Source organism: Pyxidicoccus caerfyrddinensis, assembly GCF_010894405.1.
Lineage (GTDB): Bacteria > Myxococcota > Myxococcia > Myxococcales > Myxococcaceae > Myxococcus > Myxococcus caerfyrddinensis.
Genome location: NZ_JAAIYA010000037.1, coordinates 67,735 through 91,726, shown reverse-complemented (window position 1 = coordinate 91,726; position 23,992 = coordinate 67,735). Strand labels below are relative to the sequence as shown.

The following is a 23,992-nucleotide window of genomic DNA, read 5'->3' as shown; positions in this document are numbered from 1 at the left end:
CCCCTACCCCCTCCTGCCCCCCTTCCGGGGCGGCCGTCCCGTGGAAGGAATATTACTTCCACCATTCCCTTCTACCGGAGGGGGCTGACATGGCGGGTAGGCAGGGGACGCTCCTCCCTGGAGGTAGTCCCTCGTGGCCAGGCCCTACCTCGCCGATTCGCCTGGAACCCCGGTTGCCGATGCTCGGGCCTGCTTTCTCCCGAGCGTCTTGAATCAGCGCCCTTCCGCGAGGAAGCCGAGGAGCAACTTGTGGAAGACTTCCGGCGCCTCCAGGTGCGGTGAGTGCCCGACGCCCGGCAGCACCTCCTCGCGCGCGTGGCCACCGCGGCTCCGGTACTCGTCGAGCATGGCCCGCATCTGCTTCACCATCGGCTGGGGCGGGTACACGGTGGCGCCCGGCCAGCCCGGCACCACGCCGAGCTGCCCCAGGAAGCCGAAGTCGAACAGCGACGTGTCCGAGACAATCTGGTCGTCCGCGCCGCGCACCCAGAGCACCGGAGGCCGCGTCGGGATGGACGAGAAGCCACGCACGTCGAAGTGCTTGCCGGAGATGGAGTTGTTCATGCCCCGCGTCCCCGGGGCCACGCCCGGCCAGTTCGAGGAGGGCGCGCTGTTACCCGGGTAGAAGTCGTCGCCCACGGCCATCTTCAGCATCTCCGCCACGAGGGCGTCCTCGCGCGAGCGCTCCAGCCGGAAGGGCGGCTTGAAGTAGTACCGGTTCATCACCGTGCGCGGCGAGGCGTCGTTCTCGTCCGTCGCGTCCTTCGCGATGAGGCGCCGGACGAACTCCGGGTTCACCGTGCCGCCTCCCGAGCCCGCGAAGTCCGGCCAGCACGGCGCCGCCGCCGCGTCGCCCTTCGTGCCGCCGTAGCCCGCCGGGGAGATGGGAGCGAGCAGCACCAGCGAGGCCACCCGCTCCGGGTGGGCCAGGGCGAAGCGCATCACCACCCCCGCGCCCGCGGACCAACCCACCAGGTGCACCTTCTTCCCCGCCGGCACCAAGTCCGGCAGTGAAAGCAGTGCAAACAGGTCATCGGCGAAGTCGCCCGCGCCGCGCGTGGCGTCGATGGGCGCGCGCTCCGTCTCACCGAAGCCCCGCAGGTCTGGCGCGAGGCACCGGAAGGACGAAGGCATCGCCGCGAGCGTCTCCTCATAGAAACGGCAGGAGGACACGTTGCCGTGGATGAAGACCACCGGCACCCCGCCCGGTGAGCCGCGCACCAGCAGGTGCTGCTCCCGGAGACGGGACGTGGGGACCTTCAGGGACTCGATGCGAGGCAGGACGTTCGGGGTCGTCATCCCCTCCAGGATACTCAGCTCCCGTCCCCTTCCAGCTCGCGGATGATGGACGCCACGTCGTCCTGGGCTCCCGAGATGGAGGAGCCGCCTCCCTCAACCACCATCCCCATCCAGCTCGCGGATGATGGACACCACGTCGGCCCGGGCTCCCGAGATGGAGGAGCCGCCTCCCTCAACCACCATCCCCTTCCAGCTCACGGATGATGGACACCAGGTCGTCCTGCTCCCCGGGGATGACGAAGACGCCCTCCTCGGCGGCACGGGACTCCGTGGGCTTCGCGGGAGACGCACTCCGCCGCGTCCTCGCGGGCAGCCGCGTGACGGCAACGGGCCGGGGCCGGGCTGCGGGAAGGAGCGGCTCGGGCGCGGGCTCGGGTGCGGCCGGGGGAGCCTCCTCGGACGAGGTGGAGGGCTGGCTCCAGTCCGTCTTCCGCGCCAACCACTCCGCGTAGCGCGGGAAGGACCAGCAGCCGTCAGCGGCGCCGGTCTCGATGGCCGAGGGAATCTTGTAGAAGTGCCCCTGTCTCACGATGCTCTTTACCGGCGTGCTGCCCATGAGCACCTCGCACTCGGGCACGCGCAGGCCCACCTCCGGCCGGTAGCGCAGCCGCTGGCACACCACGCCCACGAGGCAGTCCGCGAGCTGCGCGCACACCGCCGCCTGCATCTCCGAGGGAAACGCCGACACCACCCGCGAGAGCGCCTCGCTCGCGCTGGCCGAGTGCACCGTGGCCAGCACCAGGTGTCCCGTCTCCGCCGCGTTCAGCGTCAGGCGCATCACCTCCGGCTCGCGCATCTCTCCCACCATCAGCACGTCCGGGTCCTCCCGCATCGCGTCGATGAGCGCCTGCTCGAAGGACGGCGTGTCGCGCCCCACCTCGCGCTGGCGGATGAAGGACAGCCGGGGCACCAGCGCGTACTCGATGGGGCTCTCCACGGTGATGATGTGGCGCGACTCCCCCAGGTTCAGCTCCTGGAGCAGCGCCGCCAGCGTGGACGTCTTGCCCGAGCCCGTGGGCCCGCACACCAGCACCAGCCCATGCGTGGGCTCCACGAGCCTGCGCAGGTCCGGGTGCAGGTTCAGCCGCTTCAGCGTCGCCTGGGACGTGGACAGGAGCCGGATGGCGAAGCCCACGCCCCGCGCGCTGCGCAGCACGTTGATGCGGATGCGCTGTCCTTCCAGCGTGCGCGACACGTCGTACGAGCAGCGCTCCAGGAACTCGGGCCAGCCTTCCTCGCCCACCACCTCACGGGCCAGAACGGTGAGCGTGGAAGCGGACAGTGGCTCGCCCACCAGTCGCAGCGCGCCTCGCACGCGCAGCGCCATGGGCATGCCGCCCTCGAGGTGGACGTCGCTGGCCCCCTGCTCCCGGGCACGACGAATGATGGCTGCGAGCTGCATGCGGGTCATCCTCCTGACCCGCCACGTAAGAGCAATGCACGTGCCGACAGCCCCGCGAGCGTGGTCCGTGAGGGCACGGGACGGCCGCCCTGCCGGATTGTCGGAGTGACTTCGGACGGGCCGGGACACTTTGTCGCCCGCCGGGGTCGCCTGCCTGGCCGCCGTGCGCGCGCTCAGCCCAGCAGGGACATCAGCGTGTAGGCGATGGAGCCCAGCACGGCCAGCGAGCCGAAGGTGCTCCCGACGATGACCGCCACCGGGTTGCGGTCCACGAAGCGCAGCAACTCGTGGAGGCCGCGCTTGAGCATGGTGCGCTGGCACTGCACCACGATGTGGCCGTCCATCATGGACTGGAGCGCTTCAATCATCTCCTCCACCGACTGGTAGCGCTTCTCCGCGTCCTTCTGGAAGCCCCTCGACACGAACCACGACAGCTCCGCGGGCACGTGCGACTGGTGCGGGTTCGACTGGAGCGCGTCCACCGCGGGCTTCACCTGCTGCACCCCGTCCAGGATTTCCGCGAGCGACTCGCGCCCCTCCAGGTAGTGCCGCAGGAAGAGCAGCTCGTGGAACAGCACGGCGAGGCTGTAGACGTCACTGCGCGCGTCCAGCGTGTCCTCGCCGCGCGCCTGCTCCGGGGACATGTAGAGCGGCGTGCCGATGACGGAGCCCACCTGCGTGCGCAGCGAGACGGCCTCCCGCGGGCTCACCGCGGGCACCGGGTGGATGCGCATCGCCACGCCCTGGCTGTCCGGCGCCTGGGCCTGCGCCGCCGTCCGCACCGGCCGGGCCAGGCCCCAGTCCATCACCGTCACCTCGCCGAAGGGGCCCACCATGATGTTCGCGGGCTTCAAGTCGCGGTGGATGATGCCCTTGCGGTGCGCGTACGCGACGGCGTTGAGCACCCCGAGGCAGATTTGCACCCGCGCCCGGAAGCCGAAGCGCTCGTGCGTGGCCTTATCCCCGCGCCGCAGCTTCGCGATGATGGACTCCAGCGTGTCGCCGTGCAGGTGCTTCATCACGAAGAAGTACCGGCCGCGCTCGTCGATGCCCACGTCGTGCACCGGGACGATGTTCGGGTGGTCCAGCTGGCCGACGGTGCGAATCTCCTCCACGAAGCGCAGCACCCGGTCCAGGTCCGCGCCCTCCGGCAGCCGCTTGAGCGCCACCAGCCGCTCGATGTCGTGGTCCTTCAGCAGCACCACCTCGCCCATGCCGCCCTGCCCCAGCGGGCGCATCTCCTCGAAGCGCTCGCGCTGGGGTGGGACGAGGTCCGCCCGGTCTCCCTTCCATTCCACCCGCGGCAGCACCGTGTTGCGGCGTGTCGTGGCGGCGGGCGCTGGCGGGGCCTCGCCCGGAGACTTCTGGGAGAGCACCGTGGCATCCAGGGCGTAGCGAACCGTGTCCGTCATGGCCGCCTGCATAACGAGCCCCCCACCACACACTCAACCCTACCTGCCTTGTCAAAAAGTGGTTTCCGCCTGGAGGTGAACGGGGCCCCCACGCATCGTCACTTGACCTCGGCGCCGGGTTGTCATTCGTATGCGCCCCAAGCAGATGGACGGGCGCCCTTCGGCGCCGGGCCGGTCGTCCGTATACCGAGAGCGCCTTCCTCATGTGGGCAACCCCGCGTGTACGCGCACGCCACCTCACCTTCCTGCTCCTTCCCCTGCTGCTGGCCGGCGGCTGTGAGCCCGTCCAGCAGCCCGAGGGATTTCCGCTCCCCAGCGCCGTGCGCCTCACGGGCCCCTTCACCCCCGTCGTGGACCTGCGCGCGGACGTGAATCGCGACGGGGTGGTGGACCTGGCGGACGACGAGGGCGAGGACAGCTGGCGCGCCGAGCGTGGCGCCATCTTCCTCGCCAACATCGACGACGACGAGGGCATCTGTCCGTTCTCGCTGTCCCCCCGCACGCTGGGCGACGACCAGCTGTCCGTGTGCAATGACGCCCGGGACGCGGAGGTGAATGGCGAGGAGGACCTGGAAGACCTCGCGCGCCTGCGCATCGCGCCGTGGCCGGAGGCGCCCGACTATGCCGTCGGCTCCGTCACCGTCCTCGGGCCGGCGGCGCAGAAGGTGCGCCTGTTCAAGAAGTTCGGAGACACCTACTCCTCGCAGCGCAATCCCTCGCAGCTATTCCTCACCGCGGCGCAGCTGCGCCGGGGCATGGAGCTGGCCATCGAGGCCAACGACATCGTGAGGGACCCGAGCATGTGGGACGGCTTCGCGGACGTGCGGCTCACCATCAACCGCAGCCGCAACCGCCTCTCGGACACCGAGTTCCAGGACATCGTCCGCCTGCGCGTGGCGCCGGTGGTGATGTTCCACCACCTGTCCCCCGCCGAGAGCGTCTTCGTCTCCAAGGTCGCGGACGACCTGGACGCGGCGCGGTTCCGGAAGGACCTGCGCGCCACGCTGACGGGCGCCGAGCGGCCGGTGTCGCTGTTCGAGCTCGAGGTGGAAGACCTCTGGACGCAGGACTTCCTCGAGCCGGCGTACATGTCGATGCCCGCCCCTGGCGGCGCGCAGCACGTCATCCAGGTGAACTACCGCGCACCCTTCGTCATCGCCCCGGAGAAGGACGCCGCGTTGCGCGTCGCGGGCCGCATGGCCTTCCGGCTGCGGGGCCGCAACCAGGCCGCCGTGCAGCAGTACGAGCCGGGCATGTCGGAGGAGTCGCAGACGCTCAACTCGTTCGGCAACACCGAGGTCATCCCCCCGTACGAGAAGGACGGCGTGACGTATCCGCTGGGCCGGCTCTTCCGAGGCCGGGGCCCGGACACGCGGCCGGACTTCCAGCCGGACCCCAGCTTCACGCGCCTCCTCGAAGCGCAGGGGGTGCAGCCGCCCGTGTACGTGGACACCTCGTGGCTCAACGTCAGCCACGTGGACGAGACCTTCAGCTTCCTGCCCGCGAACACCCCGCGCGGCTGGGTGGTGCTGATGGCCGACCCGGCCCTCGCGCGGCGGATGCTGATGGACCTGCAGGCCCAAGGGCACGGGGACGCGAAGCTCTTCACCGGGTTGACCTGGGGCTTCGAGCGGCCCGCGGAATTGACTGTCTCCGAGGTGCTCGACAACGCCGGCGTCATGGACGCGAGCGCGCTGGCCGCGCTGGAAATCGACACGCAGCGCGCCATCCTCCAGGAGGAGACGGGCCTCACCGACGCGGAAATCATCCGCGTGCCCTTCCTCTTCCAGGAGGTGACGGGGGGCCTGTCCGCGCTGCAGCCCGCGATGCTCAACCTGCTGGCCGTGTCCGCTACGCAGGTGATTGCCCCGGAGCCCCACGGACCGCTGGTCGACGGGAAGGACCCCTTCAAGACGCACTTCGAGGAGGCGCTCGCCGCGTACGGCATCCGCGTGCACTGGAGTGACGTCTGGAGCCCGTACCACATCGGCGGTGGCCAGGTGCACTGCGCCACCAACAGCGCGCGCGAGGTCCCCGCGACGAAGTGGTGGGAGGGCGGACGATGAGGCGTGACGTGTACCGGTGCCTCGGGGCCGCCCTGCTGCTCACCGCGCTGACGGCGGGGGCGGCGGACGCGCCGCTCGCGGGCAGCTGGCAGGCGGTGCTGCAGGAGCAGATTGCTCGCGCCCGGAAGGAGCGCCCCGAAGCCTTCGCGCGGGTGGACTCGGCCGTGTCGCGGGTGGGACTGCTGGACGCGAGGAAGCGGGGCACGCTGGCCTCCGTCTCGCCCCTCTTCAGGGAGCTGGGCCCGGACGCGCTGTGGCCCATGGTGGAGCGGCTCGCCTTCCCATCCGAGCAGGCGAAGGGAATGGAGCAGAACTCGGCGCGGCTCGCGCTGGCGGTGGGGCTGATGGAGGCGCTGGGCGAGCTGCGCGACGCGCGCCTGGTGCCGCTGTGGAAGGACCTCCTGGAGACGGGAGCGGACACGCGAGCGCCCGTGCTGCGCGCGGCGGCGGGCGCGCTGGCGCGGATGGAGACGCTGGAGGCGGCACAGATGCTCATCGCCGTCTCGCGCCAGGGTGGCCCCCGGGGCGAGGCCGCGCAGGAGAAGCTGGGCGAGTGCCGCCTGCTGGTGGCGGCGCGTGCGCTCGCCGACGCGCTGGCGGCCCGGCCCGGGCCCGAGGAGGCGCGGAGGCTGGCGCGCTCGCTCGGAGACGCCGGCTCCGCCTGGGCGTGGAAGACGTCCGGAGCGAGCGCCCGCTCCGAGGAAGGCGCCGTGCGTCGCGTGGCGGCGGAGGCGCTGGTGCGCGCGTACTCGCACTACACGGGTGACGTACGTCAGGCCCTGTCCAACGCCGTGCTGCGGGTGGACGCGCCGGAGACGGCCTCGCTCATCGACGAGGCCCGGCTCCACGCGGACGCGTCCGGGCTGGCCGCGCTGGACGCCCTGGCCGAGCGGCTGCGGCACAACCCGCTGCGCTGAAGGCTCAGGGCGCCTCGATTTCCATGCGGTAGCCCACGCCGCGCACCGTCTGGATGGCGAAGCGCGAGGCGCTGTTCCAGCCGAGCTTCTTCTTCAGGCTGGAGACGAAGTTGTCCACGGTGTGCGGATCCACGACGACGTCGCGGCCCCACACCGCGTCCAGGATGTCGTCGCGGCGCAGCACCCGCTCCTTCTCGCGCACGAGGAAGGCCAGCAGGTCGAACTCGGTGCGCGTCAGCTCCACCGCCGCGCCGTCGGGCGACTCCAGCTTGCGGCGGTCCAGGTCCATCTTGTAGCCGGCGAAGCGCACCTGCTTCGTCGGCGCGCCGCCGGAGCGCTTCACCAGCGCGCCCACGCGGGCCAGCAACTCGCGCAGCCGGTAGGGCTTGCCCAGGTAGTCCTGCGCGCCCGCCTCGAAGCCGCGCACCACGTCGTCCTCCAGCGTGCGCGCGGTGAGCATCAGCACCGGTGTCGTCACGCCCTCGTCCCGCAGCGAGCGGCACAGCGTGTAGCCGTCGCCGTCCGGCAGCATCACGTCCAGCAGGACGAGCTGGAAGGAGCGCTTCGCGAGGTGCTCGCGTGCCTCGCGCACGTTGGTGGCCTCCTCCACCGCGTAGCCACCCTGGTTCTCCAGGTTGTCGCGCAGCGCGAGCCGCAGGTTGGTGTCGTCCTCCACGACGAGGATGCCAGGCTGGGAAGAGGTCATGTCGTCACCGTGGGGGGAAACGTGAGCTCGAAGGTGGTGCCCTCGGGGCTGGAGGCCGCGACGCGCAGGCTCCCCCCATGCAGGCGCATGATGCGGCGGCAGAGTGCCAGACCCAGGCCGCTGCCGGGAACGTCCCGCCCCTGGCCCGGCAGGCGGACGAACTCCTCGAAGACGGTCTCCCACTGCGCCTGGGGAATGCCAATGCCGTTGTCCGAGAAGCGCACCCGTCCGCCCGGGAGCGCCTCCACGCGCAGGCGTACGGGGCTGCGTGTGTTGTAGGCACAGGCGTTGCGCGCGAGGTTGGACAGGAGCAGGCGCAGCAGCTGCGCGTCCGCGCGGAAGGCCATCTCGCCGACCTGCGCCTCCAGCTCCACCGGCACCTTCGACCAGGCCTCCAAGTCCCTGCGCAGCAGGGAGATGAGCTCGTCGAGGCGCACGGGCTCCAGCCTCGGCACCCAGCGGCCCTTGTCGATGCGGTTGAAGGACAGGAGGTTCTCCACGAGGAAGCCCAGCCCGTCCGCCTCGCGGACGATGCGCGCGGGGTAGTCACGCGCGTCCGTGCCTTCCGCGAGCCGCCACTCCAGCGTCTCCGCCAGCAGGCGGATGGACGCCAGCGGCGTGCGCAGCTCGTGCGACACGGTGGCCACGAAGTCGCTCTTCAGCTCCAGGAAGCGGAACTTGCGCTGCTGCGCCACGAAGGCCAGCGCGAAGATGGCCAGCGCCAGCACGCCGCACAGCGCCACCATGCCCGTCTTCAGCCGGTAGCGCCGCTCCAGCGCCCCCTGCGCGCGCGCCCACTCGGGCGTGTCCACCGAGAGGGGCAGCGCGTCCAGCGACAGCACCTCCGAGTCTCCCAGCAGCCGCACCTGCCCGTCGGCTTCGAGCAGCCCGCGCTCGCGCATCTCCCGGGTGAGCGACTCCAGCAACGCGGCCGGGTCCACCGCCACGCCGCGCACCTGGCTGCCACCGCGCGGCTCCAGGTACCAGCCGGCGCGCACCAGCGCAGGGCCGGGGAGTGTGCGCGGCAGCGGGAGCGGCTCGGTGGCCAGCTCGCCCGCGCGCGACTCGAAGTCCGCGACCGGGGCGCCCACCTTCGCGGAGAGGGCGGCCACGTGCTCGCGCAGGAAGGCGAAGTCCGACGGGGTGAAGCGCGAGCGGCGCAGGAGCAGCAGTCGCTGGAGTCCTTCGAGCCGCCCGCCCCTGCCGTCCGCCAGCCCGTCGCGCACCAGCGCGTGCATGAGCTGCGGCACCGGGTCTCCGCGCTCGGCCAGCGATTCGAGCACCACCAGCAGACCCGGCACGTCGCGCGTGGAGGCGAGCACGTACTGGGCGCGGTGCTGGAGCAGCGCCATCAGCGCCACCGTGGAGGCGCGCCGGTCTCCCCGAACCAGGGCGCCCTCTACCGCGCGCACCAGCGCGAGCCGCTCCGCCCACGGGTCCTCTTCGTCATCGGCGCGCTCGGTGCCCGCGCGCAGCCGGGCGTAGCGCTCCTTCGCGGGGGCGTCGTCGCCGGTGTCATGGAGGGCCATGCGCGGCAGGAGCTGGTCTCCGCGCTCGCGCAGGTAGAGGCCGGTGGCGGGCACCAGCGGGTCCACCGCCGCGGCCTCCAGCGCGGGGCGCGCGGCTTCCAGCCTGTCTTGCAGCGACTGCGCCAGCGAGGCACGGGCGTACTGCTCCAGCGCCTTGCGCCGCGAGTCGAGCGAGGCCTGGGCGTCATCGCGCTCGGTGGCGAAGATGCGCTGGAGGTAGCCCAGACCCCAGCCGAGGCCGACAAGGCCGAGCACGAGAGCGACGACGGTGGGCAGCAGGCGGCGGAGCATCTTCGCGGACTCAGTCTCCCGTGTCCGGAGCGCGGTCGAAGTCCATGGTGTTCAGCGGCGCGACGCGCTCGAAGCGGTCCTTGCGCTTGTCGAGCGCCTGCGCCTTGCGGATGAGCGCGCCCAGTTCCACCACGTCCGGCCGGCCGTGCAGCGGCTCACCCACGTCGTCACAGAGGGCGGACAGGCGCGCCCAGTCGAGCGTGCGCGTCCAGTAGGAGCCGCGCAGCTTCTCCGCGAAGGCGGAGGCCACATAGGCGAGGCGCGTGGCGGGCGCGGCGCGGGCGTAGGACGCACGCAGGAGGCTGGAGGGCAGCAGCTTCTGCACGCGGCGCCAGCCGCCACCCGTGACGTCGTAGTGGACGCGCAGCGTGCCGAAGGCGATGGCGGGGCCACGCAGCTTCACCTCGTAGATGGCGGTGACGGCCTGGCCCGCGGCGAGCGGCGTCTTCGGCTCGTCGTCCTCATCGAGTGACTCGGGCGCGGGGACGGCGCGCTCGTAGCCGACCAGGCGGTAGCGGGCCACCGCCTGCCGGTCGAACTCCACCTGCACGTCCACGTCGGGAAGCGTCTCCAGCGCCTTCAGGGTGATGCGCACCACGTGGTAGCCCTTGCGGCCGGGCGACGGGAAACCCTCGGTGTCGATGACGAAGGGGCCGTTGACGTCGCCCGCGTTGCCGTAGTCGAAGGCGTTGATGAAGGCCTCGGCCCAGACGGTGCGCTCGTCGGGGAGGACGTCGCGCTGCAGGTAGTCGCGCGACACGGCGTAGGGGCTCGTGTCCACGCCGACGAAGAAGACGGAGAAGCGGTCCTCCTCCGTGTCGATGGTGGGATTCACGCCGTTGCTCCCCGGGCTGGAGCGGCTGCGCGCGGAGTCGTCCGAGTCACGGTAGAGGTACTGGGTGGCACCGTCCGGCAGCGGCGTCAGGTGTTGCATCGCCCAGGCCGGGGTTTCCTCGCGGGCGCCCGCGCCGACGTAGGGAATGGCGGGAGGCAGGTAGCGGGCCACACCCTCTGCTTCCGTGCGCAGCGGTGGGGCCAGTGGGGCCACGGACTGGAAGGCGCGGGCCGGGTCCTGCGAGTTGACGGGGCGCTCGACGGAGATGCTCCGGTCCGGCGCCTGGAGGATGGGCGGATCGGCCCTGGCGATGCTCGGGAAGGGGTTCAGGGCCCGGGGCTCGTCGGGGTGCGCGGCGGAGGTCAGCTCCATGTTCACCCGTACGGTGCCACCGGGCTTCAGCGGGAGGTCCTTGCGGGTGACGGAGAGGAAGGCCTCCTTCTCGAAGCGGAGCGTGTAGACGCCGGGCGGGAGCTGGGGGAGCCGGTAGTTGCCCTGGGCGTCCGTCACCGCGACCTGCTCCGTCTTCAGCGCGGGCGAGGAAGCGGTGACGCGCACGTCCGCGAGGGGCCGTAGGTCCACGCGGGCCACCACGGTGCCTTGGAAGGTACCGCTCTGCTGCGCCAGCGCGGGCGCGGAGAGGAGCAGGAGGACGCCGCACAGGGCTTTGAAGAGGGCGGGCTTCATCGGGTGGCCAACGCGGTGTGGCGGTCCTTGTGAGGGCCCCACAGCGTGCCGCAGGTGGGGTGGCCAATCATCACGGTTTCATCATGGCACGGGGTTTCGGGGGACGCCTGCTCTCCTGCCGGGCACGCCAGAGCGTATGGGCTTCACTCATAGGGCAGGAGCACCCGCCAGCCGGGGGCGGGAACACCGTCCATGACGAGGGACAGCTCATGGAACGGTGCCCCGGAGAGGCGCCAGAGACGGGCGTCACTTCCATGGGAGCAGGGAGACTGGAAGGGCGCGCTGAACATCGGCGGTGGGCGGAAGCAACAGCCGTCGATGATGTAATCGTCGACGGCGGGGACCTCGCGCGTGACAGCGACACCCGTCGTCTCGCTCGCGAGGAGGCGCGTCAGCGGGGCCAGTTCCGCGAACGGGCGCGCGGCCCTGTCGCCAGCAGGGACGCCGACATCGATGGCTCCCGCCAGCGCGGCGCCCGGCAACAGGATGGCGGTACAGATGAGAGGAAGAAGGGGGAGTCGCATGGCAGCAGGTCCCTTCTTCACCGGCCAAAGTCTGGGCTGCCACGTTCCGCCGAAGGGGCCCTGTAGACGAGCTGGGGCGTGCCGTCCGGAACGAGCACGGGCATCCGGGAGAGCATCCACGATGGCGTCCTGGCAGGAGCGCTCATGGCGGCGCTGTCATGCGCCGGGCGAGCTCGTGGCGGGGAGTTGTACCGAGGCACGGCGATGCGCTTGATGAAATCTGGCGCCACGGGCCAGCACGACGTGACTTGACCGATGTCGATGAGCGGCGGAGTAGCGGCAAGCGCCTCCGCTTCATCCATCGTCTCGGGAACCAACTGCGGGTTGAAACGGACGGTGCGATTCAGGCGCAGGTGGATGTCTTTCCCGCCATACGGCTTGAAGCCCTCCTTCTCGAACCGCAGCGTGTAGATGCCTGGCTCCAGCTCCGGTACGCGGTAGTTCCCCTGCGCGTCGGCCACCACAATCTTTTCGCCTTCGATTTCAGGCGAGGTGACGGTCACCACGACATCGGGAACAGGCTGTTGGCTTCGCAAATCGACGACCGTGCCGATGAGCGTCGACGCGGCGGATGCGGTGGAAACCAGAAGCGTACAGAGCAGGGCACTTCGAAGGAGCGGGTTCATGGTGACGCCATGTTCCCCGGCCGGCCCGCGCCTCGTCGCACGCGAGCCTCCGTTCTCCATCATGGTTCCGTCATGGAGCCTTGGGCGCGTCGAACGGCACATCCAGCACGGGCCGCGTCTTCGCGTCCGGCAGGTCGTAGTGCCACCACTCCATGCGATTGGGCGTGAAGCCCGCGCCCTCCATCGCCTCGCGCAGGATTTCGCGGTGCTGGCGCGACGCCTCGGTGCCACCCTCGTAGCCGTGGTGCGCGGCGGGACTGAACGTGTCGAAGGGCGTGGGCATCTCCACGTCCTTCCCGTCCAGCGTCACCAGCGTCAGGTCCACCGCCCCGCCCCGGTTGTGGTTGGAGCCCTTCACCGGGTCCGCCACGTAGCCGGGCACCGGCATGATCTTCCACATCTCATACTGCACCGCGCGCGGCCGGTAGCAGTCGTACACCTTCAGCCGGTAGCCCTTCGGCCGCAGCACGTCCGCCGCCTTCTTCAGCCGCTCCGCAGACTCCGGCAGCAGCAGGCACCGCGCCGTGTCCGGGTACACCTTCTTCTTCAGGAAGTTGTCCGCCGTCGCGTAGCGCAGGTCCTCCACCAGGTCCGTCACCACCGTGGTGGCAGTCACCAGCTTGCCCGCGTCCTTCGACGCCTTCGCCTTGGCAGCAGGCTTCGGCGTCCCCGCGTCCTGCGCGAGCCCCAGGCCGCTCACCGAGAGCCCCACCCCCACCGCCACCACCATCCAGGTCCGCATCGTCATGCGCCCTCCACGTAGCGCGTCGGGTCCGGCACGCCGGCTTCCTCGAAGCCCTTCCTGCGCAGCACGCAACTGTCGCACCGGCCACACGCGCGGCCCTGCGGGTCCGGGTCGTAGCAGGAGTGCGTCAGCCCGTAGTCCACGCCCAGCTTCACGCCCTCGCGGATGATGTCCGCCTTCGTGAGGCCGGACAGCGGCGCGTGCACCGTGAAGCGCGCGCCCTCGACGCCGGCCTTGGTGGCCAGGTTCGCCATCGTCTCGAACGAGCGGATGAACTCCGGCCGGCAGTCCGGATAGCCGCTGTAGTCCACCGCGTTGACGCCGATGTAGATGTCCGTGGAGCCGACCACCTCCGCCAGCCCCAGCGCCAGCGAGAGGAACAGCGCATTGCGCGCCGGCACGTACGTCACCGGGATGCCGTGGCTCATCTCGTCCGCGGGCCGGTCCTTGGGCACCTCGATGTCCGCGGTGAGCGCCGAGCCGCCGACCTGCCGCAGGTCGATGCTCACGATGCGGAAGTCCTTCACGCCCATGGCCGAGGACACCTTGCGCGCCTGCTCCAATTCCACCGCGTGCCGCTGGCCGTAGGCCACCGCAAGGCACACCGGCTCGAAGCCCTTCGCCTTCGCCATGGCCAGACACGTCGTCGAGTCCAGGCCGCCCGAAATCAACACCACCGCGCGCGGTGCCATCAGTCCCTCCGCTCGCCCTGGATGATGTACGCCGTGGTGCAGGTGGCCGGCTGGCAGTTGCAGTTGCGCGTGCCCGGCAGGAAGAGGTCCGTCAGCGAGCCGCACGCCAGCGACACGTCGTAGCCGTTCTCCGTGGGGCCCGGCACGGTGCCCTCGGGAATGCCGCCGTCGTGCTGCTTGCAGTCGCGGTTGAGCGTGCGCGCCTGGCTGTCGCTGAAGAGCGTCACCTTCAGCGTCTCTTCAATCGCCGAGTCCTCGCAGCCCGTGCCACACGTGGCCCGCGGCGCGTTGGCCCTCAGCGTGGACGTGGCCAGCTGGTCGACGTAGCCGGCATCGCGCGAGAAGCCCTGCACGGTGAAGTAGCCGGTGCCAGCGTCGGTGTCGCGCGAGAAGGTGCCCTCGAAGCGGAACACGCCCGCGTCGTCGAGTTGCGCGAAGTCGCGCACGGACGCGTCGCACGTGGTCCGCGCGGGGTCCAACCTCGCCTCGAAGCGGAAGGTGCCGAGCACCTGGTTGCCCGGGTACACCGGGTCCGAATAACAGGCCATGGCCGCGGCGACGACCGCGACCGGGAGGACGGCAAGAGCAAGGCGCTTCAGGTGCATGCGCCGGGAAGGCTACACGGCTAAGTGCCTTCGAGCACGGAAAGGGCCACCGCCCGGAAGAGCGAGCCCCGAGCGAGCACCCCACCTACGTCCACCTTGGTCGGGTCCGTTCCACGCACCTCGGAATCGAGCAGCGCCAGCACCCGTCCCGCCGCCAGCGAGGCCGGCATCGCGCGGAAGGCAGCCACCGCCGCCTGCGTCAGGCCGGGCACCTCGCCGGGCCGCGCCAGCTTCACGCCGGACTCGCCCAGCGCCAGGGCCAGCGCGCACAGGTAGCCCAGCTCCGTGGCGCCGAAGCAGGACAGCGCGCCCGCGCCCAGCACCAGCTCCTCGGCGCTGGCGAGGTACGCCTCCGCACCGCCCACCGGGTCCACCACCACGCGCAGCCCGCCCGCGCCCAGCGAGGACAGCAGCGGGCGCAGTGCGGCGGCCAGGCGGGGGAAGCGCTCGGACGTCACCGGCACCGCGTTGGGCGGCACCGGGTGCTGGAAGCCGGAGGGCAGCGGCAACACGGTGATGGGCGCCATGCGCGCCGCCGCGCTGCTGGAGTCCAGCGCCGCGCCGATGCCGTCCGCGCGCTCCGCGGCCTCCACACGGCCCAGCCCGCGCAGGGCCTCTGCGTAGAGCGTCCACCCGTCCACGTCCAGCGGCTGTGCACGCAGCAGCTCCGGCCAGATGCGGGCCGCGAGCGTCGCACCTTCGGGCGCCGGGGAGAGCCGCTCGGCCGACATGCGGGTGACTTCCGGGGACAGCACGCCCGACTCGAAGAGCCGCTCGGCGAGCCGGGCCGCGGGAGACACGAGCTGCGCGTCCAGGTAGCCGCGGAGGATGGACTCCAGCACCGCGGGCTCGTCGGTGAGCCGCTCGCGCAGGCGCAGCGCCTCGCCGGTGAGGCCGCGCTCCTCCGCCAGCCGTGCACGGCGGGCCAGCCGCTCTTCCGTCTCCGGCAGGGCCTCGAGCTGCGCGGCGGCGTCCGCCACCATGCCCAGCGCCTCGTAGGCGTCGGCCAGTCGCTCGCGGTACGGCGCGCTCGCGTCGGGGCCCTCCTCCACGGAGAGGCGCTCCGCCAGCGACACGAAGACGGAGGGCTCGGCGGCCACGTCCACCAGTGCCAGCAGGTTCCTCAGCGCGGGCCGGTGCGAGCCGTCATCGGCCAGCGCCTTCTCGAAGGCCTCGCGCGCCTCATCGGGCCTGTCCAGCGGGCTCAGCAGCAGCTCGCCGCGCTCCTGGTGCAGGGCGGCGCGGGCGTGCGCGTCCTCCTCGGCGTCGATGAGCCGCGCCAGCGTCTGCGCCGCGGCCTCGAAGCGGCCCAGCTCGAACTCCAGGCCATGGCGCTCGCGCAGCAGCGCCTTGCGCCGGGTGGGCCAGCCGTCGGCGGCCATGGCCAGCGCTTCCACGCGGGCGTGCTCGGGCTGGGCGCGCACCCGGGTGAGCACCGCTTCGGCCAGCGCCTCCGGGAGCTTCTCCAGCGTTGGCAACAGCAGCGTGAGGCGGGCCGCGAAGCTCGCGTCGGAGGACAGCTCCTCCAGCGCGCGCAGGCGGGCGCGCACGGGCGCCTCCGCCGAGCGGAGCACCTCTTCGCGCAGCGCCACCGAGAAGGCGGCGTCACGAGCGGCGGACACGCCCGCCAGCTCCAGCAGCCCTTCCGTCTCGCCCTCGGCGCGCAGCGCTTCCGCCAGCGCGGAGGAATGCGTGGGGTCCGCGTCAGGCAGTCCAGCCAGGGCCCACAGCGCATCGCGCGTGCGTGCCGCGTCGTCGGCCTGCGCGGCCATGGCCAGCGCGTCGGTGTAGTCGCCCGAGGCCATGGCGGGCGCGAAGCCCACGTCCAGGGCGCGCGAGAAGGCGCCCAGGCGGCCGAAGCGCTCCGCCAGCTCCGACGGAGGCAGCATGTCCGGCGCTTCCGTGGCGATGCGCTCGATGACCTCCAGCGCCTCGGCGTGCTCGTCGGCCTTCTCCCACAGCCCCACCGCCTCCAGCAGCAGCGGCGGGCGCTCTTCCGGTGCCGCGAGCCGGGCGGCCTGCATCAGCGCGCGCGCCGCACTGGGGGCGTCTCCGGAAGCGCGGTACAGGTGGGCCACGCGCAGGGCCGCGTCCACGTCCGGCTCCACCGCCGACGCGGCCTTCGCCGCCTTCAGCGCGTCCGGCAGTCGACTGGCGGACTCGAAGGCCCGCGCCGCCGCCATCAGCAGCACCTGGCGCTCACGACCGGACACCAGCTCCGCGCGAGCCACCTGCACCTCGGCCCGGCGCGCGGGCACATCGCCCAGCAGCTTCTCCAGCGACTCCAGCGCGTCCGAGTAGCCGGCGCCCGAGGCACCGCGAGACACGACCGCCTCCAGCGCCTCGCGGGCCGCGTCCTCACGGGCAGCGCCACGGGCGAGCGAGGCCAACTCCAGGCGGAGCACGGACGCCTCGTCCGCGTCCTCCACGCGAGGCACCAGCCGCTCCAGCGCGTCCAGCAGGCGCGTGGACTCACCGCGCTTGCGCAGTCCTTCCACCAGCGCGCGCAGCGCCGTCAGGTCCTCGGGAGCGGCCTCGGCGGCGCGCTGGGTGAGGGACCAGGCAGCGTCCTCGTCCGCGAGCGACTCGGTGGCGACGGAGGCGGCGGCCAGCAGCAACTCCGCGGCGCGCTTGCCGCCCGCGGCCTCGGCGCCGGACGCGTACACCTCCAGCAAATCACCGTGACGGCCGAGGGCGCGCAGGCCCGCCACCGCCCGGTCGATGACGGCCGCGTCCGCGGGGCGCAGCCGCGCCAGGGGCAGCAGCGCGTCGATGGCGTCCTTCGGGTCGTTGAAGAGGTCCGCCGCGCGGCGGTAGAGCACCTCGGCCGTGGCGGTGTCGTCCGCGCGACGCGCGAGCTGGAGCGAGGCCCGGTACAGGCCCGGCCCGTTGCCCGTGCGCGAGTGGACCTCGGCCAGCAGCGACAGCGCCTCGCGGCCGCGCTCGCTCTCGGGCTCCAGCGTCACCACGGACTCGAAGGCATCCGCCGCGTCGTGGTACGCGCCCGCGCCCAGCGACGCGTGCCCCAGTCGCAGCCACGTGCGAGCACGCACCGGCACCGGCAGCGAGTCACCGCCGGCGGACAGCAGCCGGCGGTCATACGGCCGCGCGGCGATGGGACCGCCACCCTTCGCGGCCAATTCGGCGCGCGCGGACAGCGCCTCCACGTCGTCTCCCGCGCGGGAGAGATACTCGTCGAAGGCCTCGGCGGCCAGCAGCGCCTCGCCCGCCTCCAGCAGGCCGTTGGCGCGCTCGCGCAGCAGCGGCAGGGCCTGGGGCGCGGGGAGGGCCGCGGCGCGCTGGGCCAGCAGCTCCGCCAGCCGGCGCACGTCTCCGGCCGCGCGCTCGCGCACGTGCTCGAAGGCCTCATCACTCGCGGGGCTCAGCTCGAAGGCCTGGTCCTCGCACAGGAGCGCCCGCTCCCGGGCACCTTCCGCGCGGAAGGCGCGGGCGGCGGCGAGGTAGCTCTCCGCGGCGTCGGCGGCCTCCTGGCGCTGGGCCCGGCGCAGCATCAACTCGGCGAGCGCCTGGTGGTCCTCCGCCTCCTCCAGGAAGGCGAGGTGACGCGTGAAGATGGGCTCGCGGAACGGGTCCGCCTCCAACAGCACCGCGTCGAACTCGGCGGCGTCCGCGTGGCGCTTCACCTCGTGCAGCAGCTCGGCGGCCTGGGCCGTCAGCTCCAGGTCGTCCGGACGCGCGGCGCGCGCGGCGATGAACGCGGCGGCGGCGGCATCCGGGCGCCCTGCCCTGTCGCGGTACAGCACGGCGGCGCGCTGGAGCAATTCCGCGCGGCGCTCCGCGTCCGACTCGCTCTCGGCGCACTCCTCGTACCAGGCGGCCAGCTCCGCCAGACGCCCGTCGCTCTCCAGCAGCTTCGCCAGCAGGGCCTCGGCCTCGGCCAGCGAGCGGTCCGCGCGCAGCGCCTCGCGCAGGAAGGCTTCCGCCTTCTCCACGTCGGACAGCACGCCCAGGTGCAGCCGCGCCAGCCGCAGCCGGAGCGTCGCCGCCTCCCGCGCGTCCTTCAGCAGCGGCAGCGCGCGCTCCAGCCAGCGCGCCTCGGCCTCCGAGTCGTCACGCCGTTCGGCCAGTGCCGCACCCAGCCGCGCCGTGCCCAGGTCCTCCGCCAGCGCGAAGGCCCGCTCCAGCGCGGCCTCGGCGGCGGCGGGGTCCAGCTTCACGTCGCGCAGCAGCTCCGCGCGGCGGCGCTCGCAGGCGGCGGCCTCGGCGGCCTGCCCCTTCGACTCCAGCACGTCCCGGGCATCCGCCAGCGCCCGCAGCGCGTCGTCCGCGCGGCCGGTGTCCTCGGCGAGCCGGGCCTCCTCGGTGTACGCGGACAGCGCCGCGGCCACGTCTCCGGCCTGGAGGCTGAGCGTGGCCACCTGGCGCAGCTCGGTGAGCAGCTCCAGCGAGCGTCCCGTCTCGCGATAGAGGTTGGCGAGCTGGCGCCGCAGCGGCAGCGGCTCCTTCGACAGCTCCGCCGCGCGCGACAGCAGCGACGCGGCGACACCGGCGTCCGCCAGCGCCGCGCGGGCCCGCTCGGACAGCGCGACGAGCCGCCGCACCGTGTCCTCGGAGGGCGCCAGGGCGCGAGCATGCGCAACGAGCACGTCGAAGGCGCCGCGCGGGTCATCCTTCTCCAGCAGCGCGGCGAGCCGCTGCACCGCGGGCTCGCACAGGGGCCGCTCGGCGAGCAGCTTCCGGTACGCGGCCACCGCGCGCTTCGTCTCTCCGGCCTGCTCGGCCAGCTCACCCAGCCGCAGCCACGTGGACTCGGCGGCCTCGGGCGCGGCGCGGAAGTCCGCGCCCGTGGCGAGCATGTCCTGCAAGGGCAGCGCTTCCAGCACCGCGCCGCGCAGGTAGAGCAGCTCCGCCAGCGAGGCCAGCTCCGTGCCTTGCGCGGGCACCAGCGAGTGAGCCTTGCGCGCCAGCTTCAGCGCGCGGTCCAGATCTTGAGCGCGCTGGGCATACCCGGCGCCCTCGCGCAGCAGCACGGCGGCCTCGGAAGCGGAGGCGCTCTCGGCGGCCGTCTCCAGCAGCGCGGCGGCTTCGCGCAGCTCGCCCCGGCCCGCCACCAGCGACACCAGCCGGCGGCGCACGGCCGCGTCGGTGGGAGACAGGCGCAGGGCCTGGCGCAGCGCCGCCTCGGCGGGAACGGCCTGGTCCAAGCGGTCGAGGTAGAGGTCCGCCAGCTCCGCGTACATCGCGGTGGCCTCGGTGGGCGGCGTGTGCGGCGCCTCGGCGGCGAGCAGCTCGGCGAGGGCGGCCCAGTCCTCCTGGGCCCGCAGCACGCGCTGGAGGGCGGCGGTGGCCTGCGTATGGCGCGGCGCCAGGGCGAGCGCGGCCTCCAGGCTCTGCCCCGCGTCCTTGATGTGTCCGCGAGCCTCGAGCAGCGCGGCGCGCGCGAGCAGCGCCTCCACACGGCGGGGCGTCGGTCCCTGACGGGCGGCCTCGGCGAGCGCGGCGGCCTCATCGTCCGGCTGCCCGTCGCGGTGGGCCAGCTCGGCAAGGGAGAAGAAGGCGTCACAGCGCTCGGCGGCGGGGGGCTCCAGCGCAATCGCGGCGCGCAGGGCCTCGCGAGCGGGCACGCGCGCGTCCTTCTCCACCAGCACGGCGGCCAGCGCCAGCAGGCGCTCCCGGGCGCGCGTAGCGAGGCTCGCGTCGGCGGTGACGGCGCTGCGCCACACCTCCAGCTCGGCGGACTCGTCACCCGACTCGCGCGCCAGCTCGGCCAGCGCCAGCAGCAGCGGCGCGGGACGACGGGAGAGCTTCGCGGCCTCGGAGAAGTCGTCGCGCGCGGAGGCCATACGGCCAGCGGCGCGGTGGAGCACGGCGCGACGGGCGAGCAGCTCCGCCCGGGCCTCGCCCGACGCGGCGGCCACGAGGGTGCCCAGCAACTCCAGCCGCTCGGCCTCCTCCTCCGTCGTGCCCGTGCCCGGCGGGGGCAGCAAGTCGAGCAGGGCCTGCGCCGCCCACGTGTCGTGCGGCTCCTCCAGCCGCAGGCTGCGCAGCGAATCCACCGCGGCATTGGCGCGGCCCAGGACCAGCGACAGCTCCGCCAGCTCACGGCGGGCGGCGCGACGGGGGTCACCGGACAGGCGCGGCCACAGCTCCACCAGCAGGTCCGCCAGCGCCTCGCGGGCACCGGCCTTGCGGTGCAGCGCGGCCAGCTCCGTGCGCGAATCCAGATCTTCCGGCGCGCGGGTGCAGTACTCGGCCAGCAGCCGGCGCGCGGCATCCGTGCGGCCCGCGCGCACCGCGGCGGTGGCGGCCTTGCGCGTGAGGGCAACCCGCTCCGCCTCGCGCGGAGCGTCCGCGTCCACCGGCGGCAGCGCCAGCACGGCCTCGAAGTCCTCCAGCGCGGCGCGAGCATCCGTGGGCAGACGCAGCTCGCCCCGACGCTGACGGGCGGGAGCGAAGGAAGCATCACGCTCCAGCGCCTCGGCGAGGAAGGCCTCCTCGCGGCTGGTGCCCGCGGCGAGCAGCGAGGCGCGGAAGAGCAGCTTCGCTCCGGCGCGCGCGTCCGGCACCAGCGCCGCGCGGCGCGCGTACAGGCGGGCGGCCTCCAGCTTCTCGCCGCGCTCCAGCTCCAGCTCGGCCAGCGACTCCAGGACTTCAGCGGCCAGCGGGCCCTGCGGGCTCGCCTCCAGCGCAGCCGTCAGGCGCAGCAGCGCGGCGGCCTTCTCTCCGCGCTCCAGCAGCGCACGGGCGCTCTGCAGGAAGAGGGGCGCGGCTTCTTCCGCGCGGTCGGCGCCCATCAGCGCCTGGGCGCGGCTGGCCCACAGCTCGGCCAGGGCCTGCGTCTCACCGGCCTCCGTGTAGAGGGACTCCAGGCGCGCGGCCAGCGCGTCGTCCAGGCGGCGCAGCGGGAAGGCCTGGGCGTAGGCGGCGATGGCGCCGTCGCGGTCCCCCAACATCTCGCACGCGCGGCCCAGGCGGGAGCGCACGTCGGCCAGCTTCTCCGGCGCCGCCGTGCGAGGCAGCGTGGACAGCAGCGTCTCCAGCGCGCGGCGGGCGTGCTCGGGCCGCTCGCAGCGCAGCGACAGGTCCGCGAGGTCCAGCAGCACGGCGGCATCAGGCGCCAGGCGCGCGGCCTTCTCCAGCGCCACCAGCGCGTCGCCCACGCGGCCCAGGCGGGCCTCCAGCACTCCGGCCAATTCGCGCAGCGCCGCGGCCGCGAGCCGCTTGTCGCCCTGCGTCTCCGCCACGCGCGCACGCACCTCCAGCGCCGAGGCCAGCCCCGCCATGTCCGCGCGCTTGCGCTGCAGGGCGCACAGCTCGCCCAGCGCGGGCAGGTCATCCGGCTCCGCGCGCAGCACCTCCTGGAGGGCGTGCACCGCGAGGTCCAGATCAAAAGCCAGGTCGCGAGCTGCCACCGCGAGGCGGCGGTACTTCTGCGCGCGGTCCTTCAGGTCCGTGGACAGCCGCGCCAGCGAGGACAGACACCGCGTCAGCAGCGCGCCGTCACGCCGCGCCTCGGCCAGCGCCAGCAGCGACTCCAGCGCGGCCCGGTGGTCGCCGTCCGCTTCGAGCGCCAGCAGGAGGAGGCGCTCGGCCTTCTCCGGCTGCTGGAGCTTGCCGCGATACAGCTCACCCGCCTCGGCCCACAGCGTGGCGCGCTTGCCGGACTCCTCCTGGAGCGCGGCGGCCTTCTCCACCGCCTCGGCCAGCTCCTGCGAGCGGCCGGTGGCGCGGAAGTACGGAATCAGCTCCTCGAGCGCCACCGCGTCGCGAGGGTCCAGCGACAGCGCGGACTCCAGGTGCTCACGGGCACGCGCCGGGTCTCCCAGCCGCGTGCGGTACAGCCGCGCCAGCGCATGGTGGCTGGCGTGCGCGGCATGGCGCACCCCTTCCGAGCGCGGCGCGGGCCCCGCCAGCTCCAGCGCCTGCTGGTAACCGGAGAGCGCCTCCTGCAAGCGCCCCAGCCCCTCCGCCACACGCGCGGCGGCGAACAGCGGCTCCGGCTCGCCGGGCAGCAGCGACACCGCCTCGCGGAAGCGCAGCAGCGCGTTGTCCGGCTGCTTCAGTCCCTCGTCCCACACACGGCCGGCGAGCAGGTCCGCATGGCCCACGCGGTCCAGCTCGTGCCGGGCCATGGCCACTTCGCGCAGCCGGTCCAGCGCCTTCAGCGCGCGCAGGTGCTCGCCGCCACGGTGGCACAGCTCACCGAGGAGCAGCAGCGCATCCGGATGGTCCGGAGCCAGCCGCAGCGCGGCCTCGCAGTGCAGCCGGGCACCGGCGACGTCGTCCTCCGTCTGCGCGCACAGCCGCGCGAGGTGGACGTGCGCGTCGGCGGCCTCGGCCGGGTCTCTCGCGAGCGCCGCGAGCCGGCGGTACGCCCGCACCGCCCCTGCCCTGTCACGGGCCTGGTCGGAAGCACGCGCCAGCGCCTTGAGCGAAGGCAGGTGGTCCGGCTTGAGGCCCAGCAGCTCGTGCAGCGCCTTCACCGCCACCTGCGGCGCGGTGTCACGCGAGCAGCGGGCAGCGGCCTCGGCGGCGAAGAAGGCCGCGGCCTCCTCCGACGTGCGGCGGGCCAGCGCGCACAGAGCCAGGTAGCGCTCGGCCGCGCGGGCACCTTCGCCACGACGCTCGCGCACCACGGCCTCGCCCCAGAGGGCGGCGGGGCTGCGGTCCCTCCGGCGCTGCAGCGTGGCCGCGACATCCAGCGCCAGGTCATGCGCCTGCGGGTCCGCCACCATGAGCGACAAGAGCCGCTCGGCGGCGAAGGGGTGCGCGTCCTGCGCGTCTCCGGCCTGGAGGTACGCCTGGCGCGCCTCGGCCAGTCGTCCCTGCGCGATGAGTCCTTCCGCGTCCGCGAAGGCGCGAGCGCCCTCCAGCGAGAGCATCAACTCCTCGTCCGGCGCGGCGGGCGGAGGCAGGCCTCCGGCGGCGAAGCGCAGGCGCAGTCCGGTGCTCGACACTTCCGCGGCGGACAGGCGCGCGGTGTCCAGCGCGGGCATCTTGTACCCACGGCTCACCGCCGCGAGCTGGCACAGCGCGGGCAGCACACGTGTGGAGAAGCCGGTGGCGCCGCGCACTTCCACATCCGGCACCAGCGCGAGCGCGCCCACGGCGGTGGCCAGAATCCCGGGCACCTGCACGGACGGCGTGGACGAGAAGCCATACAGCCGCACGTCGTAGAGGTAGACGGCGAGCTTCTCTCCGTCCGCGTCGAACGCCACCTTGAACGTGAAGGGCGTGCGCTCCGGGGCGGGCAGCCGGCCCTGGCCTTCGAGGTAGCCGGGGCGGAAGTGCAGCCGCAGGTCCTCGATTCCGGCGAGCCGTCCGGCCAGCTCCGCCACCCGGCGCGTCACCAGGTCCGCGTCGACGGACAGCTCCAGGAAGCCGAAGAGCAGCTTCTTGCGCTGGTAGCGCGTGGCGCCGGCGCTGACGTTGAACGGGAAGCTGACGTCTGGAATCTGCAGCGCGAAGTCGGAGATGCGCAGGCCCGGCAGTACTTCCAACGCCGGGAAGCCCACGAACGCCCTGCGGTCCAGCAGGCGCAGCTCGGGGGCGGCGGCGCGCGCTTCCTGCGCCGCGGCGGGCTTGATGGAGTCGCTATCGTTGGCCATCGCGGGGACTGGAACGCTACCACGCTCTCCAAGCCCTCGAAATTTCTGACAATCCCCCCGCTTGTGGAGCAGGCAACGAGGCGTGAT

The 23,992-nt window shown here is 72.9% G+C and carries 14 protein-coding genes; 2 read left to right on the top strand and 12 right to left on the bottom strand.

What is annotated here, in order from left to right; genetic code table 11:
• Positions 1–213 precede the first annotated feature (213 nt).
• The 3 genes from G4D86_RS47795 to G4D86_RS47785 all read right to left on the bottom strand — a co-directional run bounded on the left by G4D86_RS47795 (position 214) and on the right by G4D86_RS47785 (position 4,113).
• Positions 214–1,299, bottom strand: a complete 1,086-nt coding sequence (locus tag G4D86_RS47795) for an alpha/beta fold hydrolase (protein WP_164002235.1) — start codon at positions 1,297–1,299, stop codon at positions 214–216.
• A gap of 172 nt (positions 1,300–1,471) precedes the next feature.
• Positions 1,472–2,701 (bottom strand): type IV pilus twitching motility protein PilT, encoded by a 1,230-nt coding sequence (locus tag G4D86_RS47790; protein WP_164002234.1) that lies wholly within the window; start codon positions 2,699–2,701, stop codon positions 1,472–1,474.
• Positions 2,702–2,874: 173 nt separating this feature from the next.
• The gene (locus G4D86_RS47785) at positions 2,875–4,113 is read right to left on the bottom strand and encodes a serine/threonine-protein kinase (RefSeq protein WP_164002233.1); all 1,239 of its coding nucleotides are present in this window, start codon (positions 4,111–4,113) and stop codon (positions 2,875–2,877) included.
• Between the two features lie 203 nt (positions 4,114–4,316).
• Between G4D86_RS47785 and G4D86_RS47780 the strand changes: the two genes are divergently transcribed.
• Positions 4,317–6,179, top strand: a complete 1,863-nt coding sequence (locus G4D86_RS47780) for a protein-arginine deiminase family protein (RefSeq protein WP_164002232.1) — start codon at positions 4,317–4,319, stop codon at positions 6,177–6,179.
• Positions 6,176–7,096: a hypothetical protein gene (locus tag G4D86_RS47775; protein WP_164002231.1), complete on the top strand. Its 921-nt coding sequence runs from the start codon at positions 6,176–6,178 to the stop codon at positions 7,094–7,096. The genes G4D86_RS47780 and G4D86_RS47775 overlap by 4 nt, the downstream gene beginning before the upstream one ends.
• A 4-nt stretch (positions 7,097–7,100) precedes the next feature.
• On the opposite strand, the gene G4D86_RS47770 is transcribed toward G4D86_RS47775, so the two are convergent.
• From G4D86_RS47770 to G4D86_RS47730, 9 genes are all read right to left on the bottom strand, one after another.
• On the bottom strand, positions 7,101–7,802 hold the full coding sequence (locus tag G4D86_RS47770; RefSeq protein WP_164002230.1) for a response regulator transcription factor: 702 nt from the start codon (positions 7,800–7,802) through the stop codon (positions 7,101–7,103).
• The gene (locus G4D86_RS47765) at positions 7,799–9,622 is read right to left on the bottom strand and encodes a sensor histidine kinase (protein ID WP_164002229.1); all 1,824 of its coding nucleotides are present in this window, start codon (positions 9,620–9,622) and stop codon (positions 7,799–7,801) included. Before G4D86_RS47765 ends, G4D86_RS47770 begins: the two co-directional genes overlap by 4 nt.
• A gap of 10 nt (positions 9,623–9,632) precedes the next feature.
• Positions 9,633–11,144, bottom strand: coding sequence for a YfbK domain-containing protein (locus G4D86_RS47760; RefSeq protein ID WP_164002228.1), 1,512 nt, complete (start codon positions 11,142–11,144; stop codon positions 9,633–9,635).
• A gap of 143 nt (positions 11,145–11,287) precedes the next feature.
• A complete protein-coding gene (locus G4D86_RS47755) occupies positions 11,288–11,668 on the bottom strand; it encodes a hypothetical protein (protein WP_164002227.1) in 381 nt (126 codons plus the stop codon).
• 17 nt (positions 11,669–11,685) lie between these two features.
• The gene (locus tag G4D86_RS47750; RefSeq protein WP_164002226.1) at positions 11,686–12,357 is read right to left on the bottom strand and encodes a carboxypeptidase-like regulatory domain-containing protein; all 672 of its coding nucleotides are present in this window, start codon (positions 12,355–12,357) and stop codon (positions 11,686–11,688) included.
• 7 nt (positions 12,358–12,364) lie between these two features.
• Positions 12,365–13,042, bottom strand: a complete 678-nt coding sequence (locus G4D86_RS47745) for a M15 family metallopeptidase (RefSeq protein ID WP_164002225.1) — start codon at positions 13,040–13,042, stop codon at positions 12,365–12,367.
• Positions 13,039–13,731 (bottom strand): 7-cyano-7-deazaguanine synthase QueC, encoded by a 693-nt coding sequence (gene queC, locus G4D86_RS47740; RefSeq protein WP_164002224.1) that lies wholly within the window; start codon positions 13,729–13,731, stop codon positions 13,039–13,041. Before queC ends, G4D86_RS47745 begins: the two co-directional genes overlap by 4 nt.
• The gene (locus G4D86_RS47735; RefSeq protein ID WP_164002223.1) at positions 13,731–14,336 is read right to left on the bottom strand and encodes a hypothetical protein; all 606 of its coding nucleotides are present in this window, start codon (positions 14,334–14,336) and stop codon (positions 13,731–13,733) included. The genes queC and G4D86_RS47735 overlap by 1 nt, the downstream gene beginning before the upstream one ends.
• A 20-nt stretch (positions 14,337–14,356) precedes the next feature.
• A complete protein-coding gene (locus G4D86_RS47730) occupies positions 14,357–23,905 on the bottom strand; it encodes a tetratricopeptide repeat protein (RefSeq protein WP_164002222.1) in 9,549 nt (3,182 codons plus the stop codon).
• Positions 23,906–23,992 lie beyond the last annotated feature (87 nt).